We start from the raw sequence: 15,021 nt of genomic DNA, 5'->3' as shown, positions 1-15,021 counted from the left end.
GCCGATGGACGGTGTGACCAGCGGGCTCACGGTGAGCGGCGCGGGCTCGGTGCTCGCGGTCGAGAACTCACGGAGGGCGCTCGGCCGCTCTCTTCTGCGCGCTGCTGGCGGTGACGGCTCTGCGAGGGCGTACGGTGCGGGAGGGCGGCTCGGGAACGGACGACGGTGCGGAGCGATCGACGTCGCCGAGGGGTCAGAGGCTGGTGAGGAGGCCGTCGAGCGGGGCGGGTACGCGGTCGGGGTCGAGGGCTTCGACCAGGACGCACCCGTAACGGATCTTGCGCCCCTTCTTCGTGCCGAGGAAGCGCCGCAACTGCTGCTGTGCGGTGCGGCCTTGCTGTGCGGGCTGGCGCAGAAAGGTCTGCAGGGCGCGCAAGTCGCCCTCAGCCCGGACGAGTTCCTCCACGCGGGCCACGCCCAGCGCGCGGATCAGCTCCTCCTCCAAGTCCGCCGCGCAGACGAAGAACCCTTGCTCTGCCGCGCCGGCCCGCTCCAAGCCGCGGGCGTAGTAGCGGCGCTCCCGCTCGTCGCACAGTCCCGTGAGGCCGAGCCCCAGGCCTGTCGGCCCGAGAAGGTGCGCGAAACGCCCGACGTTCATCGCACCGCCCATCGGCAGGACACAGACTCCCTCGGCCGCCAGATCCCGGCCGCGACGGGAGGCCAGCGCGTCGAGCGCAGCGACATCGCTGGGTCCTTCGAGCAGGACGACCGTCCGGACGGACAGCCGTACGGCCAGCTCCCGCGCGGGGCCGCCGGTACCGCCGGCCGCCCACGCGGCGACCGCCTCCCGAAACGCCCCCATGCCGGCCATGCAACGAGCCTCCGCCCTTTCCGGCCACCACGCCAGGGGTTTTCCGCCGGACGTGGACCGAGGGGGCCACGAAGACATCGGGTCGTGCCCTGGCCCGGCAGGTCGCGGTGGGTCGGGGAGCGGGGATTCCATCTGCTGAGTTTCTTTGTGAGACTGCCTATCATCGGGAACATGAAACGTACGTCGTTCGCCAGCTGGCCGTGTTCCATCGCTCGCACCCTTGACCTGTTGGGTGACCACTGGACGCCTCTCGTCGTGCGGGAGGCGTTCTACGGCGTTCGCCGGTTCGACGAGTTCCAGCAGGAGCTGGGCATCGCGCGCAATACCTTGACCGACCGGCTGCGTCGCCTGGTGGAGGAGGGGGTGCTGAAGAAGCGGCTCTACGAGAGCGAGCCGCCGCGTTATGACTACGTTCTCACGGAGAAGGGCCGTGACCTGTTCACCGTGCTGGCCGCCATGTCCAGATGGGGCGACCGCTGGCTGGCCGGTGAGGAGGGCGTCCCGGTGGTGTTTCACCATGATGCGTGCGGACACGACAGCAGCGCCGAGGTGGTGTGCTCCGTCTGCCGCAGGCCCCTGGCGGCGCAGGAGACGTCGATGCGGATGGGGCCCGGCTACCCCGAGCGGCTCAGGCGTCGACCGGACGTCGTGCGCCGGTTCGGGGCGGGCTGATCAGTACCGTTGGCCTCTTCCGCTCCACCGCCGACCTCTTCAACTCTACCGCCGAGCTCTTCGGCTGTCCTCTTGACAGGTAAGTCTCATGACGCAACTCTGGAGGTCACACCCCTTATGGCAAGGAGGCCTGTGGACGTGGAGTGGACGGGCGCGCGCTATGCGGACAAACCCACGGTCGAGGTGCGGACCTGGATCGACGCTCCGCCGGCACGGGTGTGGGCCCTGGTCAGTGACATCGCCTTGATGCCGGACATGAGCAAGGAACTCCAGTCCGTCGCCTGGCTCGACGGTGCCGCCGGACCGACCGTGGGCGCCAGGTTCGTCGGTCACAGCAGGCACGAGGCGTTCGGCGCGTGGTCGACCACCTCGCATGTGATCGAGTGCGACCCGGAGCGGGCTTTCGCCTGGGCGGTGCAGGACCCCGCCGAACCCTCCGCGCTCTGGCGCTTCCGCCTCCGGCCAGAGAAGGGCGGCACGGAACTGTCGCAGTGGATGCAGTTGGGCCCGGGGCGCTCCGGACTGTCGGTCGCGATCGACCGGATGCCGGAGAAGGAGCAGAAGATCGTGTTCGTACGGCTGCGTGAGTTCGAGCGGAGCATCGCCTCGACGCTCGAGCACATCAAGAAGCAGGCGGAGGCGTGATGCGCACGGCCACCACGATCGAGGCCTCGGGCGGCGGGAGCTGGGCTCGGCTCGCGGACTTCGTCGTCGAGGCGGAGAAGCTGGGCCTGGACATCTGCTGGGTGGCCGAGGCCTGGGGCTCCGACGCTCCCTCCGCGCTGGGCTACTACGCCGCCCGCACCGACCGCATGCTCCTGGGCTCCGGTGTCATGCAGCTGGGCACCCGTACCCCGGCCGCCCTCGCGCAGACCGCCATCACGTTGTCCAATCTCTCCGGTGGGCGCTTCCTGCTCGGTCTCGGGGCATCCGGCCCGCAGGTGATGGAGGGACTGCACGGGGTGCCGTTCGCCCGGCCGCTGCGCCGTATGCGGGAGACCGTCGAGATCGTCCGGCGGCTCTTCGACGGCGGCAAACTCGCCTACTCGGGAGCGGAGTTCACCATCCCGCTGCCCGGCGGCGAAGCGGTCCCCATGCGGCTGTCGATGCGGCCCGAGCATCGCATCCCCCTGTACCTGGCGGCGCTGTCACCGGCCATGCTGCGTCTCACCGGGGAAGTCGCCGACGGCTGGCTGGGCACCAGCTTCGTCCCCGAAGGCGCGGACGGCGCGTACTTCGCGCACCTCGACGAGGGCCTGGCCCGCAGCGGTCGTATCCGCGCCGACCTGGACGTCTGCCAGGGCGCAGAGGTCGCCTTCGCGCCCGACGAGGACGCCCTCGGTGCGATGACCGCCCGACGCAAGAAGGAACTCGCCTTCAGTCTGGGCGGCATGGGGTCGGCGTCCACCAACTTCTACAACAACGCCTACAGCCGTCAGGGCTGGGCCGAGGTCGCCGCCGAGGTGCGCGAGCGGTGGCAGGCCGGTGACCGGGACGGCGCGGCGGCGCTGGTGACCGACGAGATGGTCTTGGGCACCACGCTGATCGGCACCGAAGCCATGGTGCGCGAACGGCTCCGGGTATGGCGCGCCGCCGGCGTCGACACCGTCCGCCTGTACCCGGCCGGCGACTCCTTGGATGCCCGGCTCACCACCCTGGCCAGGGCGATCGAGCTGGTGCGGGAGGTTGACGGCGCGTCGTGAGCCGGATGGCCCGACGCCGAGCTGGTCGGGTACGACACAGGCAGCGGTCCCGTGCCCGGCTCGCGGACGGCGTTCAGCTGTCGGTACGTACCAGTTCCAGCTGCGGGAAGGCCACAGGCTCGGGGGTGCGGCCCGCCTGCAGCACATACGCACGGCCCGCCTCCTCGCTCGCCGCGATCTCGGCCACCGATGCCGCGATCTCGGCGGGCTCCGCCAGGGCGAAGCCCTCGCCGAGGATGTAGTCGATCGCCTCCGGCGGCAGGATCGGCGTACGCACGAACCCAGGGCAGATCGCGTTGATCCGCACCCCCCGCTCCTGCCAGGTCGGGGCCAGCGAGCGGACCAGCCCGATCACGCCGTACTTGGTCGCCGCGTACACCGGGTCGAAGGGGGCCACGCCGACCCCGGCCATGCTGGAGGTCACCAGCAGCGAGCCACCGCCGTGCGCGGCCAGCGCCGGCAGCGCGGCGTGCAGGCCGGACATCACGCCTTGCAGGTTCACCGCCAGTACCCGGTGCTGGCGCTCCGCGTCGTAGTCGTCCTGGCCGAAGCCGCCGCCGTCGCCGATCCCGGCGTTGAGATGGACGAAGTCCAGCCCGCCGTAGGCCGCCACGGCGGCGTCGATCAGCGCCAGATTGTCCTCCTCGCGCGTGGTGTCGGTACGGACGAACAGCCCGCCCACCTCCTCGGCGACAGCGGAGCCGCCCGCCTCGTCGATGTCCGCCACGACCACCTGCGCACCGAGGCGGCCGAAGTGCCGCGCCACCGCCGCACCGATCCCGCTCGCCGCCCCCGTAACCACTACCACCTGCGCCATGATCCCGCTCCCCTGCTACTTCTGATGGCCCGTCAGGCCGCTGTCGCCGCCGCCGCGGCCTCGTGGTGAATGAGGGTGATCCGGGCCGGCTTGCGTCCGTAGCGACGGCTGAAGACCTCCAAGCCCACGAACAGCGCGACGTACTGGAGCGTGGTCACCAGCATCACCGAGTCGAGGGGCAGCGTGTACGCGAGCACCACCCGTACCACCGAGTCCAGCAGCAGACCCACGCCCCAGACCGCGGTCAGCAGCCGCATCACATGACGGAAGGTCGGCGACGCCTGCCAGTTGTGTTCCAGCTCGGCACGCTTCTCTCCCTTCGTCACGGACGAAAGGACCCGGTAGATGATCGGCTGTCCGCGCAGCGAGGCCAGGAACACCAACCCGACGATCCCCGTCATCCAGCCGTCCTTGGCGAACATGAACCGCGGGCTCCCGGTCACCAGCGACAGCGCCGCGCCCAGGGCCACCATGCCGAGCACCAGGACGCCCAGCATCCCGACGCGCCGCTCCCGCGCCACTGTCAGCACCGCCTCCACGGTCGGCGGAACGGCGCTCGCCAGCACCGCCCACCACAGGCCGGCCCCGGCCGCCCGCAAGCCGTAGAACACGGCCAGCGGCGCGGCGACGTTCAGTACCGCGCTCTGCAGCAGTGGCCCATTCGCCGACGACCCCTTGTGCTTGTTCACGCCTTGCATCCCGGTCATGTCCTTCACCCTGGCCCCTGGTCCGTGATCCGTGTTGGTGTCCGTTCCTGATGTCTTCGACGCTACGGACCTGCGGGGACACGCACATTGGGCTCAGGTGCCGAGTCGGGGTGGGGCTAGGCCCACCCCCGTGCGGGACCCGGACACACCCTGTCCGGCCGCCGGGCGCGGCACACTGGTGCACCGGTGCAGGCGACGAACCGCACGACCCTTTCAGGAGGCAGGCCCGTGATCGCTGGGGAGGCAGGCCCATGACCACGGCTGTCGGACGCGCCGCAGGCACCGCCCTGCGCCGCTTCGGGCGGCGGCACCGGGAACTGGGGTACTGCTGGGCGATCGGCTGGTGCAGCCCGGCGGCTCTGGTGATGCTGTTCGTCTGTCTGCCGGCCCGGCTCTTCACGGCTGGTGACCCGGACCAGGGCTGGCTGCACGCGATGCGCCGGCTGACCGGCATCTACCGCAGGGTGCCCGGGCGCTGGGGCGGTACGGTCATCGTGAGCCCCTATCTCCACGACCGCACCCCGCGCGAGGACCCGGCCAACCGCCGTGACCTGCTCTTCCTCGCGCTGGAGCCACTCGTCGCGGCGGTGGTGCTGCTCGGCCCCAGCGCGATGGTGTGGTACGGCCTCTTCGGCCTGATCACCCCGGGCATCCTCGCGCTGTCCGGCAGCGGCGGCGGCGTGTCATACGCCCCGGTGTTCGACTCGCCGGCCGTGGCGCTGCCCAGCGGCCTTCTGCTCTACTACGCCGGTCTGCGGCTGGCCGCCCCCGCCTCCCGGCTGCATGCCCGCCGCTGGCTGCCCCGGCTGCTCGGCCCGGCCCCGTCCGTCGCCGCCGAGGTGGAACGCCACCGGCTGGCCGAACGGGTCGAGGAGCTGACCCAGACGCGCGCCGCCGCCGTGGACAGCCGCGAGGCGGAACTGCGCCGCATCGAACGCGACCTGCACGACGGAGCGCAGGCCCGGCTCGTGGCGATGGGCCTCGCCCTCGGCGCGCTGGAGACGCTGATGGAGACGGACCCGGACCGGGCGCGTGAGCTGGTGCGGCAGACGCGCGAGAACTCGGCACGGGCCCTGACAGAGCTGCGCGCCCTGGTACGCGGCATCCACCCACCGGTGCTGGCCGAGCGCGGGCTGGTCGACGCGCTGCGTGCGCTCGCCCTGGACGCCCCGCTGGCGGCAGAGGTAGGTGCCGACGGTCTGACCGGCCGTCCGGAGGGGCCGATCGAGGCGGCCCTGTACTTCGCCGTCGCCGAGTTGCTGACCAACGCCGCCCGGCACGGGGACGCGGCACACGCACGCGTCGAACTGAGCCACACCGGTCACGTGTTGCGCTGCACGGTGTGGGACGACGGCCACGGAGGCGCCCATGAGGAGGAAGGGCCCGTACTCGGGGCGGGCGGCAGCGGCCTGCGCGGCATCCGCCGCCGCCTGTCGGCCTTCGACGGTAGCATCGCCATCCAGAGCCCGGCCGGAGGGCCGACCCTGGTGACGATGGAGCTGCCTTGCGTGTTGTCCTCGCCGAAGACCTCTTCCTCCTCCGCGAAGGGCTCTGCACGCTCCTGACGGCACATGGCTTCACCGTGGCCGCCGCGGTGGCCAGCGGGCCGGAGCTGCGCCGCGCGCTGGCCGAGGAGGAGTTGGACGTCGCCGTGGTGGACGTACGGCTGCCGCCCACCTTCACCGACGAGGGTCTGCAGGCGGCGCTGGAAGCCCGCCGCGGCCGGCCGGGACTGCCCGTGCTCGTCCTCTCACAGCACGTCGAGCAGCTCTACGCACGCGAGTTGCTGGCCGACGGCACAGGAGGCGTCGGCTACCTCCTCAAGGACCGCGTGCTCGGCGCCGCGGAGTTCGTCGAGGCCGTACGACGTGTGGCGGACGGCGGCACCGCCATGGACCCGGAGGTCGTGGCCAAACTGCTCGGCGGCCGCCACCGCGACGACCCCCTCGCCACACTCACACCGCGCGAGCGGGAGGTGCTGGCGCTCATGGCCGAGGGCTACTCCAACGCCGCCGTCGCCGCCCGCCTGTTCGTCAGCGAAAGCGCCGTCGGCAAGCACTCGGCAAACATCTTCACCAAGCTCGGCATCACCGCCTCCGAGGAGACCAACCGCCGGGTACTGGCCGTACTCGCCTACCTGAACGGGACCGCCAACCCCTGACCCGCCGTCAGCCCAAGTATCGGCCAGGTCAGCACTGGTTCGGGGCCGGTGTCGGACTCTCGGACTTCGCCCTGGTGACGGTGGGCGCCGGTATCGGTTGTGGCCTGGTGGTGTACGGGCGAGTGGTGTCGGGCGCGCACGGCGTGGCCGGCGAGACCGGGTACCTGTCGCTCGACCCGCACGGCCCACGGTGCCACTGCGGCAACCGGGGGTGTGTGGAGGCGATCGCGTCGGGCCCCGCCATCCTGCGCGCGGTGCGCGCGGCCACGGACCAGCAGGTGACCGATGCGGCCGATGCGCTGGCCCTGGCCCTGGCCCACAAGGGAGACCCCGCTGTCAGAGGAGTCTGCGCACGAGCCGACGAGGAGATCGGCCAGGCCATCGGCTTCCTGGTGAACATCCTCGGTCCCGAGCGGGTGATCATCTCCGGAGAAGGCCTGGCCGCCTACGGACTGGTCCCCGAGGGCATCCGGGACGCGTTCGCCGCGTCCGCCTTCGGTACCGCCGCCGCGCAGTGCGATCTGACGACACGTCCCCTGCCCTTCGAGGAGTGGGCGCGCGGGGCCACGGCCACCGCCATCCAGTCGTTGATGGGCTCGGGTGCGTGGGAGGAGTAGCGATGAATGATGCCGTAGAGCCGCGGATCGCTGACCGCCGCAGGGGCAGGGCGCCCAACGGTGCTCCGGGTGCCGCCCGGTGTCGGGCCGAGGCCGGCGCCGTGGCCGTGCCACTCCCGACGCCTGCTGCGCGGGGGGGCCGGGTCCGGTTACAAGGCGGTGACCGAACCCACCTCATCGCGGCAGGTCCGCCCCTCACGGCGATTCCGTCGCTCCTCATGTGCCTCACGCTGCGGCGATGGCTCAACAGTGGGCCGAACGGCGGGCTCACCATCGGCCCGGCGGCGGCTGAGCCACCGGTGCGGCTCCCTGGTGGTCGCCCGCACACCGACCGCCTCTCCCCCGGCGTCCAGCCGCCAAGTCCACGACCCCGGCCGCCGCCTCCGCCGCGACCACCGACGACGGCTCCTCCGGAATGGCGGCCAAACCGTACATGGGCTGGTCCAGCTGGAGCATGCAGTCCTCCCACTACCCGGGCCTGGAACTGGACCTCCGAGTTCGACCAGTTCGGCCGGCAGACACCCGACCCGGTCCGGTTTCCCCACGGGATGAAGTCGGTCGCCGACCACATTCACGCCAAGGGTCTCAAGGCCGGTATCCACCTGCCCGTCGGTTTGGAGAAGGGGGCGTACGGAGACGGCAAGGTTGCGCACAGAAGTACATCGACTCGCAGGCGCAACTGCTCGCGGACTGGGGGTACGACTTCCTGAGGCTGGACGGCGTGGGCCCCGGCTCGGCCAAGTCCGGTGACAACTACGACAACGTCGCGGACGTCGTGGCCTGGCACCAGGCCATCACCGCCACCAGCCGCCCGATCCACCTGGAGATCTCCTGGTCGCTCGATATCGCTCACTCGGCCGACTGGAGGAAGTACGCCAACGGCTGGCGCATCGACACCGACGCCGAGTGCTACTGCAACACCCTGGTCACCTGGGAGAACTCGGTCAACGACCGGTGGAACGACACGCCCGCCCTGGATGGCCGACCGCGCCGGACTCTCCCACTGCTTCGACGCCTGCGCGAACTGCTGCCTCGCCCAGCTGCCTTCCTGGACGGACGTCACACAGCGGCTGCTCAACAGCCCGGCCAACACATAGCGCAACTCCTCTGGGAGGATCACCGGTTGGACCGTCACCATCTCCTCGGCGAGACCATGCACCGGCATCTCTCTCCTCTCTCTCCGCTCTTCGGTCTCTTCCCCGGTGACCGGATCCGCCCGGACGGCTCCACGCCGAAGGGCATCCTCGCGTGGGCGGCGGCAACGGCAGCACGCCGAACCTCTTCGACATCATGGACATGGGGCAGGACCGCGGCATCTTCCAGGTGGAAGCGAACTTCGGCACCCTCTCCGCGATGCTCGAGATGCTGGCCTATTCACGGCCGGGCCACGTCGAGTTGCTGCCCGTGCTGCCCGCCGCATGGGCGGCTTCCGGCCCGGTGTCGGGCGTCGGTGTCCGTGGCGGCTTCGTCGCCGGTGTCAGGTGGAAGAACGGAAGTATCACGCAGGTGACGCTGACGAGCGTCGGCGGCCGTGACACGACCGTGTTCGCGGGCGCCGCCTCACGGAGCGTCAGCCTCAAGCCCGGCGAGTCCATCGCGCTGCGCACCTTCGACTGAGACCGGGTCGGCACACAGAGACTGGAGGGATCGAGGATGTCCCCGAAGAAGGAAAGAACGGCGGCCGGCCGCCGACTGCGTCGCAGACCCTTGCTGTCCGTGCTCGGTGCCGTGACCGGCATCGCCCTGACGGTCGTTCCGCTGAGCACCGCCCACATGGCGAGCGCCGCAACGTCGTCGGCGCAGGCCAAGGGCAGGCGGGTCAGTGCCTGGTCGCCCAGCATGACGACCGGCGGCCGGTCCTTCCACGACCAGACGATTCGGATGGTGGTGCACAGCAGCGTCCCGGGCTCGGGCGCCCGCATCACCCTGTCCAACCGGTACGGCACCACCCCACTCGTGGTCGGTGCCGTGGACGTGGCCGTCCAGGCGCGCGGTGGCGACGCGACGCGCGGCACCATCCGGAACGTCACCTTCGGCAAGTCCCGGCGTCTCACGATCCCCGCCGGCGCGGAGGAGGTCAGCGACGTCGTCCCGATCTCGGTCGGCGCCGGGGAGAACCTGCTCGTCAGTCTCTACCTCCCCGGCCGCACGGGGATCTCGACCTGGCACTCCGACGCGTTCGACACCACCTACCTCGCCTCCGGCAACCACACCGGTGACACCGATGCCGCCGCGTTCGGCACCACCACGTCCTCCTGGTACTACCTGGCCGGGCTGGACGTCGTATCAGCGACCGCGAAGGGCACCGTCGTCGCGTTCGGCGACTCCATCACGGACGGCTACCGCTCCTCGACCGGCACCTACAGCCGGTGGCCGGACTTCCTCGGACGCCGACTGGGCGCCGGACCCGGCCCGCAGCGGCTGAGTGTCGTGGACGCCGGTATCGGCGGCAACCGGGTCCTCACCGACGCCCCGATCCTGTGGCGGGGGGTCAGCGCCCTCAAGCGCTTCGGCCACGACGCCCTCGGCCAGCCGGGCGTCAAGAACGTCATCCTCTTCGAGGGCATCAACGACATCGGCAACAACGCCGGGCCCGACGGACAGCCGCTGACCGCCCAGGATCTCATCGACGGGTACCGCATCCTGATCACCGAGGCTCATGCCGACCACGTGCGCATCATCGGCGCGACCCTGATGCCCGACGAGGGCAACAGTTACTACACGCCTGCCGCCGAGGCGATCCGGCAGGACGTCAACCACTGGATCCGTACCAGTGCCGCCTTCGACGGCGTCATCGACTTCGACCGGGCCATGCGTGACCCCGCCGACCCGGCCGCCCTCTACCCGCCCTACGATTCGGGCGACCATCTCCACCCCGGCGACGTGGGCATGAAGGCGTTGGCCGACGCGATCGACCTGCGTCTTCTGCGTGCCTGACGTGCCTGACGTGCCTTCGGGGCTGGTGCCCGGCACCAGCCCCGGGGCCATCCGCAGGCCTGAGCCGACCCGGGGAAATACGATTGCCGGCCACCATGCCCGCTGACACGATGGCGGGCGTGCATACGGCTGAGAGACCGGACTGTCTGATCGTGACCGGGATGCCGGGGGCCGGGAAGTCGACGGTGACCAGGCTCATCGCCGATCGTCTGCCCCGCTCGGCCCGGCTCGACGGCGATTTCATCAGCAGGCTCGTCGTCAGCGGTCGCGTCGGAGCGCTGGGCGAGCCCGCCGAGGAGGCCGCGCGGCAAGTCGAGTTGTGCAACCGCAATCTGTGCACGCTGGCGAACAACTTCTCCGACGCCGGGTTCACGCCGGTCGTCGACTGGGTGATCCCCGACGGCGCTCAGCTGGACTTCTTCGTCTCCCTCCTGCCGGCTCGCCGGGTCCTGTTCGTCGTGCTCGCGCCCGGGATCGACGTGTGCCGGTACCGCAACACCCTCCGTGATCCACGGGAGCGGTTCGACTTCGACGGCTACGAAGATCTCGAATCCGCCATGAAGCGCGAACTCGGCGATGTGGGTTGGTGGTTCGACACCTCGGCGCTTTCTCCGGAGCAGACCGCGGATCGCATCGTCCGGGAAGCAGGTGTGAAGGCCGCCACCGGGCAGCGGCGGCCGCCAGGGGGTCACTGGGTGACCGAGTAGAAGTGCGCGCCGGTTCCGATCAGGGCGCTGCCGGCGGCTGTCGCGCGGGCGAAGTGGCGCTCCCGGGCGAGCGCGACGAGGTACTCCGGTTGGCGCAGCAGCATGCGCGGCCTCCCAGTCGGGGTGCCGCGGTGTTCACGCACAGCGTCGCGTGACGCCGGAAGGGTCTCTGAGCGATCGGCGCGCTCGGTGTCCGAGGGATTCCGGGTTCGCGGCTGGCTGCGAGCTGCGGCGCGGGGCTGTCGGTGGGGCGTCGGAGTCAGGCGTCTTGGCGGGACGCGTGCGCCAGGAAGTGGTGTGGGCCGTCCTCGTAGGACGTCAGGTCCCAGCCGGCGGTCAGCAGTGCGGGGCGCAGGTTGTCCTCGGCCAGCGAGTCGTCCGGGTCGGGGGGATACCCGTGGCGGGCGGCGCGTTCGGCGCGGCCGGAAGGGTGGAACAGCAGGAGCACGCCGCCGGAGGTGGTCACCCGGGCCCACTCGCGCAGTGCCGCGGCGGGATCGGGCACGTGGTTGATCAGGCCCGCGCTGAAGACGCCGTCCATCGCGCCCGCCGGCAGCGGCAGCCGACAGGCGTCGGCCAGCAGCAAGGAGCCGTCGCCGGCACGGCCTTCGCGGACCGCGGCCGTGAGCATCGCCGGTGTGAGGTCGACTCCGACGACGACACCCCGGTCGCCGACTTGGGTGCGCAGTGTGGGCAGGACCCGTCCGGTGCCGCAGCCCACGTCCAGGACGCGCTGGCCGGGGCGCAGTCGCATCCGCTCGGCGGCGGCCGCGTACCTGGGGGCGTCGTCGGCGAAGCGTTCCTCCCAGGTGGCTGCCCGCCGGGTGAAGAACGCGCGGATCGTGGTCTGTTCGGCCCGCTCCGCGACGTACGCGGCGAAGCACGTGAGCACGGTGTCGCGGTGCCGGGTCAGGGCTGCCCGTGCCATCGGCTCCGTCGGCGCGGCCGTCGTCGGCGCGGCCGCCGTCGGGTCCGCAGCCGAGGCCGCTCCTTCCGGGTGAGCCCCGGCCAGGGCGTATGCCGCCGCCGCGGCCGCCTCCAGGGGGAACGGGATCCCCCATGCCGAGCCACCGATCCGGAACGCCTGCACCGGGTGGTGCTCGCAGGACGCCAGCAACGTCGCCGTCGCCGGAAGGTCCACCGTGCCGCCGCTGTGCCAGTGTGGCACCCGCAGCCGCTGCGGCACGGCCGCGAACAGGGGGTCGGTGAGCGCGGCAGCTGTCGTGCGTACGTCACCCCAGCCGATCCGCGCGCCGGTACCGGGCCGAGCGGCGCCGCCCGCCGCGATCGCCAGCAGCTGAGCGCCCAGGCACACGCCGAGCACGGGTACCTCGGCCGCCAGCGCGGCGCGCAGCAGCGCCAGTTCCGCACCATGCCCTACGGTGTCCGCGTCGACGGAGTCCGGGCCGCCCATCACCACCAGGGCCACCATGTCGTCCACCCGGTCCGGTACCCGATCCCCGGCCCAGGTCCGGCAGACCTCGACCGGCAACCCGGCCCTCCCGAGCGTGGTGCCGACGGCGTACGGCCCTTCCTGCGGTGTGTGCTCCACGACCTGGATCACCGGCCACCACCTCCCGCTCGACCGTACCCGGACAGCGGGATCGGACAAACGCAGATGCGAGAACGACAACCCGAGACGGGGTGTATTTGCGGAGTCTTCTCTCAGTACCACCCGGCAAATGCGCTCGGCATCGCGCGCGGACGCAAAGCGGCAGGCCAACACCCGGCCCAGCAGCCTGCCTTCTTCTGTGCGGCGTCTCGCCAGGGCTCAACTCCTGGCCGGAGGCGTGCCGTCCGGTGGCCGGTGTGAGGGTGGGCGCCGGTCAGGCGTTGATCGGCCCGTCCGCCTCGCGCAGCACGCGGGCCTCGCGCCCGTCGAGCGCGGCGAGCACCTCGGCGCAGATGGCGAGCGCCGTCTCGGCCGGGGTGCGGGCGCCCAGGTCGAGGCCGATGGGGCCGTGGACAGACGCGAGTTGCTTCTCGTCGAGGCCGGCTTTGACGAGGTCTGCAGCTCGTCGGGCCTGGGTGCGGCGTGAGCCCAGCGCGCCCACGTAGGGGATGCCGCTGGTCAGCGCGGCGGACAGGACGGGGACGTCGACGTCCGGTTCATGGCTGAGGACGATGAGGCAGGCGGCGGCCGGGCGTTCGGCGAGCCGCCGGACGGCGTCCTGAGCGGCTGTCTCCACCGTGGCGTGCCAGCCCAGCAGGTGGGCCTGTGCGGTGAGCAGGTCGGCGAGTTCGCCTCCGCCCACGACGACCAGGTGGGGTACGGCCGGGAACGTCTCGATGAGGACGAGTCCGTCGTCCGTGTAGCGGGCGTCCCGACCGGCCCGGCGGCGGGTGAGCAGTTCCCGAGCGCGTTCGACGGCCTGGGCCGGCCCGTCACCGCCCTCCGGCGCGGTCGTCGCCACGGTGCTGGCCACCTGGGTCTGCTGCTCGTCCAGCTGGGTGATCAGCGCGGCATCGGCCCCTTCGGCCAGCAGGTCCCACCAGCGGGCGGGCACGGTGTGCAGGGACTGCAGCAGTACCTCGGCCTGGCCGCCGCAGGTCATGCCCGCCCGCTTCACGTCGTCGTCGTGGACGGACACCTCACGCACGCACGCGGTGTGCCCCGCGGGCAGGGCGGCGGCTTCCGCGGCCAAGTAGTCGTCGAACACGCCGCGGTACAGGGTGCCGTAGCACTGGCCGTCCTGGTCGATCAGGACCGCGTCGGCGGGGTGCCGGGGGCCGAAGCCCTGCTCGGTGAGGGGGCGGGCCAGAACGCCCGTACGTCCCTGTGCCGCCCACCGCCGTGCCGTCTCCGCCAGCTCACGCATGATCGCGGCCCTCCTCGTTCAAGGCGTCGGCACCGGGAACCGCCCGCTCAGCGGCGGCACCGTTACGCGAATTGTAGTGAGGCGCCCCGGACCGCGACCGGCACGCCCCGGTCAAGCTCCGCAGCCGCTCAGCCGACGGCGGTCGGCAGTTCCCGCAGCTCTTCGCGCTGCGCCGCGCCCGCCTGGTACGGTCCGAGGGCGGTCGAGGCCGAGTCCGCTCAACGCACGCTGGTGAGCACCAGCGCGGTGTAGTGCATGGTGAAGCTGCCGCCCATCGCGTCGATGGCGTCTGCGAGGCCGGCGAGGAGCGCGTCCAGCTCGGCCGGGGGAAGCCGGCCGTGGCCGCCGAAGGTCGGCACCTGGTCCAGCCATGCGTCGCGGGTGTAGCGGCGGTCCCAGTCGAAGTGCCACTGCTCGGGTGCGTCGAACGCGCCTGACCGCGCGAGCCCGTCGGACATCCTGGCGACCATGCCCGCATAGCTCTCGGGACCGGCCATCGCGCGCTGATAGATCGGCGAGGCGGGCAGCACCCGGGCATAGACCGCGGCGAACGCCTCGGCCACGTCGCGGGTGGGCCGGAAGGCGTTCCAGAACAGCGCCAGCCGGCCGCCGGGGCGCAGCGTGCGGGCCGCCTTGGCGGCGCCGGCCACCGGGTCGATCCAGTGCCAGGCCGTCCCGGCGATCAGCGTGTCGAAGGTCCGGCCGGCCGGGTCCCAGTCCTCGAAGGTGGCGACCTCGACCTCAAGTCCCTTGCGGCGGGCGAACTCTGCCATCCGCGGGTCGGGTTCGACGCCCAGCACCCGGCAACCGGCGGCCTGGAAGGCCAGTCCGGCGATACCGGTGCCCGCGCCCACGTCGAGGACGTCGCGGCCCTGGCCGGCGGCGATGATGCGCTCCACCATGGCGTCGGGGTAGCGGGGCCGGGTCCGGTCGTATCGTTCGGCGTCCGTGCCGTACGACTGCGCCACGTGCCGCTGTGTATGTGCCTCGTGCTCGGTAAGGCGCCCATCGTGCGCCGGAGGTAGAGTGGGCATGCGCCCACTCTAAGTGGGCACGTGCCCACTCGACAA

Annotated in this window: 14 protein-coding genes and 3 pseudogenes; 10 read left to right on the top strand and 7 right to left on the bottom strand. The window is 71.6% G+C overall.

Features of this window, described 5'->3' with window-relative positions:
* Positions 1–193 precede the first annotated feature (193 nt).
* Complete coding sequence (locus AB5L52_RS42830; RefSeq protein ID WP_369368482.1) at positions 194–811, bottom strand: TOPRIM nucleotidyl transferase/hydrolase domain-containing protein; 618 nt, start codon at positions 809–811, stop codon at positions 194–196.
* 171 nt (positions 812–982) lie between these two features.
* Here AB5L52_RS42830 and AB5L52_RS42825 point away from each other — a divergent pair, with 171 nt between their 5' ends.
* The 3 genes from AB5L52_RS42825 (at position 983) to AB5L52_RS42815 (ending at position 3,186) form a co-directional block, all read left to right on the top strand.
* Positions 983–1,483: a winged helix-turn-helix transcriptional regulator gene (locus tag AB5L52_RS42825; protein WP_369368481.1), complete on the top strand. Its 501-nt coding sequence runs from the start codon at positions 983–985 to the stop codon at positions 1,481–1,483.
* A 138-nt stretch (positions 1,484–1,621) separates the two neighbouring features.
* A complete protein-coding gene (locus tag AB5L52_RS42820; protein WP_369368480.1) occupies positions 1,622–2,128 on the top strand; it encodes an SRPBCC family protein in 507 nt (168 codons plus the stop codon).
* Positions 2,128–3,186 (top strand): LLM class flavin-dependent oxidoreductase, encoded by a 1,059-nt coding sequence (locus AB5L52_RS42815; protein ID WP_369368479.1) that lies wholly within the window; start codon positions 2,128–2,130, stop codon positions 3,184–3,186. The genes AB5L52_RS42820 and AB5L52_RS42815 overlap by 1 nt, the downstream gene beginning before the upstream one ends.
* 73 nt (positions 3,187–3,259) lie before the next feature.
* Here AB5L52_RS42815 and AB5L52_RS42810 read toward each other — a convergent pair whose 3' ends face one another.
* Together AB5L52_RS42810 and AB5L52_RS42805 are read right to left on the bottom strand one after the other, a co-directional pair.
* Positions 3,260–4,003: an SDR family NAD(P)-dependent oxidoreductase gene (locus AB5L52_RS42810; RefSeq protein ID WP_351027214.1), complete on the bottom strand. Its 744-nt coding sequence runs from the start codon at positions 4,001–4,003 to the stop codon at positions 3,260–3,262.
* 32 nt (positions 4,004–4,035) lie between these two features.
* The gene (locus AB5L52_RS42805) at positions 4,036–4,710 is read right to left on the bottom strand and encodes a VC0807 family protein (RefSeq protein WP_351027213.1); all 675 of its coding nucleotides are present in this window, start codon (positions 4,708–4,710) and stop codon (positions 4,036–4,038) included.
* Between the two features lie 251 nt (positions 4,711–4,961).
* Here AB5L52_RS42805 and AB5L52_RS42800 point away from each other — a divergent pair, with 251 nt between their 5' ends.
* The 7 genes and pseudogenes from AB5L52_RS42800 to AB5L52_RS42770 all read left to right on the top strand — a co-directional run bounded on the left by AB5L52_RS42800 (position 4,962) and on the right by AB5L52_RS42770 (position 11,132).
* Complete coding sequence (locus tag AB5L52_RS42800; RefSeq protein WP_369368478.1) at positions 4,962–6,275, top strand: sensor histidine kinase; 1,314 nt, start codon at positions 4,962–4,964, stop codon at positions 6,273–6,275.
* Positions 6,215–6,871, top strand: a complete 657-nt coding sequence (locus AB5L52_RS42795) for a LuxR C-terminal-related transcriptional regulator (protein WP_369368477.1) — start codon at positions 6,215–6,217, stop codon at positions 6,869–6,871. The genes AB5L52_RS42800 and AB5L52_RS42795 overlap by 61 nt, the downstream gene beginning before the upstream one ends.
* 35 nt (positions 6,872–6,906) lie before the next feature.
* A pseudogene (locus tag AB5L52_RS42790) lies at positions 6,907–7,488 on the top strand (ROK family protein); the annotation flags it as partial.
* A 415-nt stretch (positions 7,489–7,903) separates the two neighbouring features.
* Positions 7,904–8,461 (top strand): annotated as a pseudogene (locus AB5L52_RS42785) (carbohydrate-binding protein); the annotation flags it as partial.
* Between the two features lies 1 nt (position 8,462).
* Positions 8,463–9,105: pseudogene (locus AB5L52_RS42780) on the top strand (glycoside hydrolase family 95-like protein); the annotation flags it as partial.
* A gap of 36 nt (positions 9,106–9,141) precedes the next feature.
* Entirely contained in the window at positions 9,142–10,425 is a 1,284-nt protein-coding gene (locus AB5L52_RS42775) for an SGNH/GDSL hydrolase family protein (RefSeq protein ID WP_369368476.1), read from the top strand.
* A gap of 110 nt (positions 10,426–10,535) precedes the next feature.
* Positions 10,536–11,132 (top strand): phosphotransferase, encoded by a 597-nt coding sequence (locus AB5L52_RS42770; RefSeq protein WP_369369067.1) that lies wholly within the window; start codon positions 10,536–10,538, stop codon positions 11,130–11,132.
* Here the strand turns inward: AB5L52_RS42770 and AB5L52_RS42765 are convergent.
* The 4 genes from AB5L52_RS42765 to AB5L52_RS42750 all read right to left on the bottom strand — a co-directional run bounded on the left by AB5L52_RS42765 (position 11,114) and on the right by AB5L52_RS42750 (position 14,919).
* On the bottom strand, positions 11,114–11,236 hold the full coding sequence (locus tag AB5L52_RS42765; RefSeq protein WP_369368475.1) for a hypothetical protein: 123 nt from the start codon (positions 11,234–11,236) through the stop codon (positions 11,114–11,116). The genes AB5L52_RS42770 and AB5L52_RS42765 overlap by 19 nt on opposite strands.
* A 155-nt stretch (positions 11,237–11,391) precedes the next feature.
* Positions 11,392–12,696: a methyltransferase domain-containing protein gene (locus AB5L52_RS42760; protein ID WP_369368474.1), complete on the bottom strand. Its 1,305-nt coding sequence runs from the start codon at positions 12,694–12,696 to the stop codon at positions 11,392–11,394.
* Between the two features lie 262 nt (positions 12,697–12,958).
* Positions 12,959–13,951 carry an XdhC family protein gene (locus tag AB5L52_RS42755; protein WP_369368473.1) on the bottom strand — a complete coding sequence of 331 codons (993 nt, stop codon included), beginning with the start codon at positions 13,949–13,951 and terminating at the stop codon, positions 12,959–12,961.
* 218 nt (positions 13,952–14,169) lie between these two features.
* The gene (locus AB5L52_RS42750; protein WP_369368472.1) at positions 14,170–14,919 is read right to left on the bottom strand and encodes a class I SAM-dependent methyltransferase; all 750 of its coding nucleotides are present in this window, start codon (positions 14,917–14,919) and stop codon (positions 14,170–14,172) included.
* Positions 14,920–15,021 lie beyond the last annotated feature (102 nt).

Origin of the sequence: Streptomyces sp. CG4 (assembly GCF_041080655.1) — a bacterium.
In the GTDB taxonomy this organism is placed as follows: domain Bacteria; phylum Actinomycetota; class Actinomycetes; order Streptomycetales; family Streptomycetaceae; genus Streptomyces.
The sequence above is the reverse complement of the archived record's forward strand: the minus strand, read 5'-3'. Positions and strand labels throughout refer to the sequence as shown.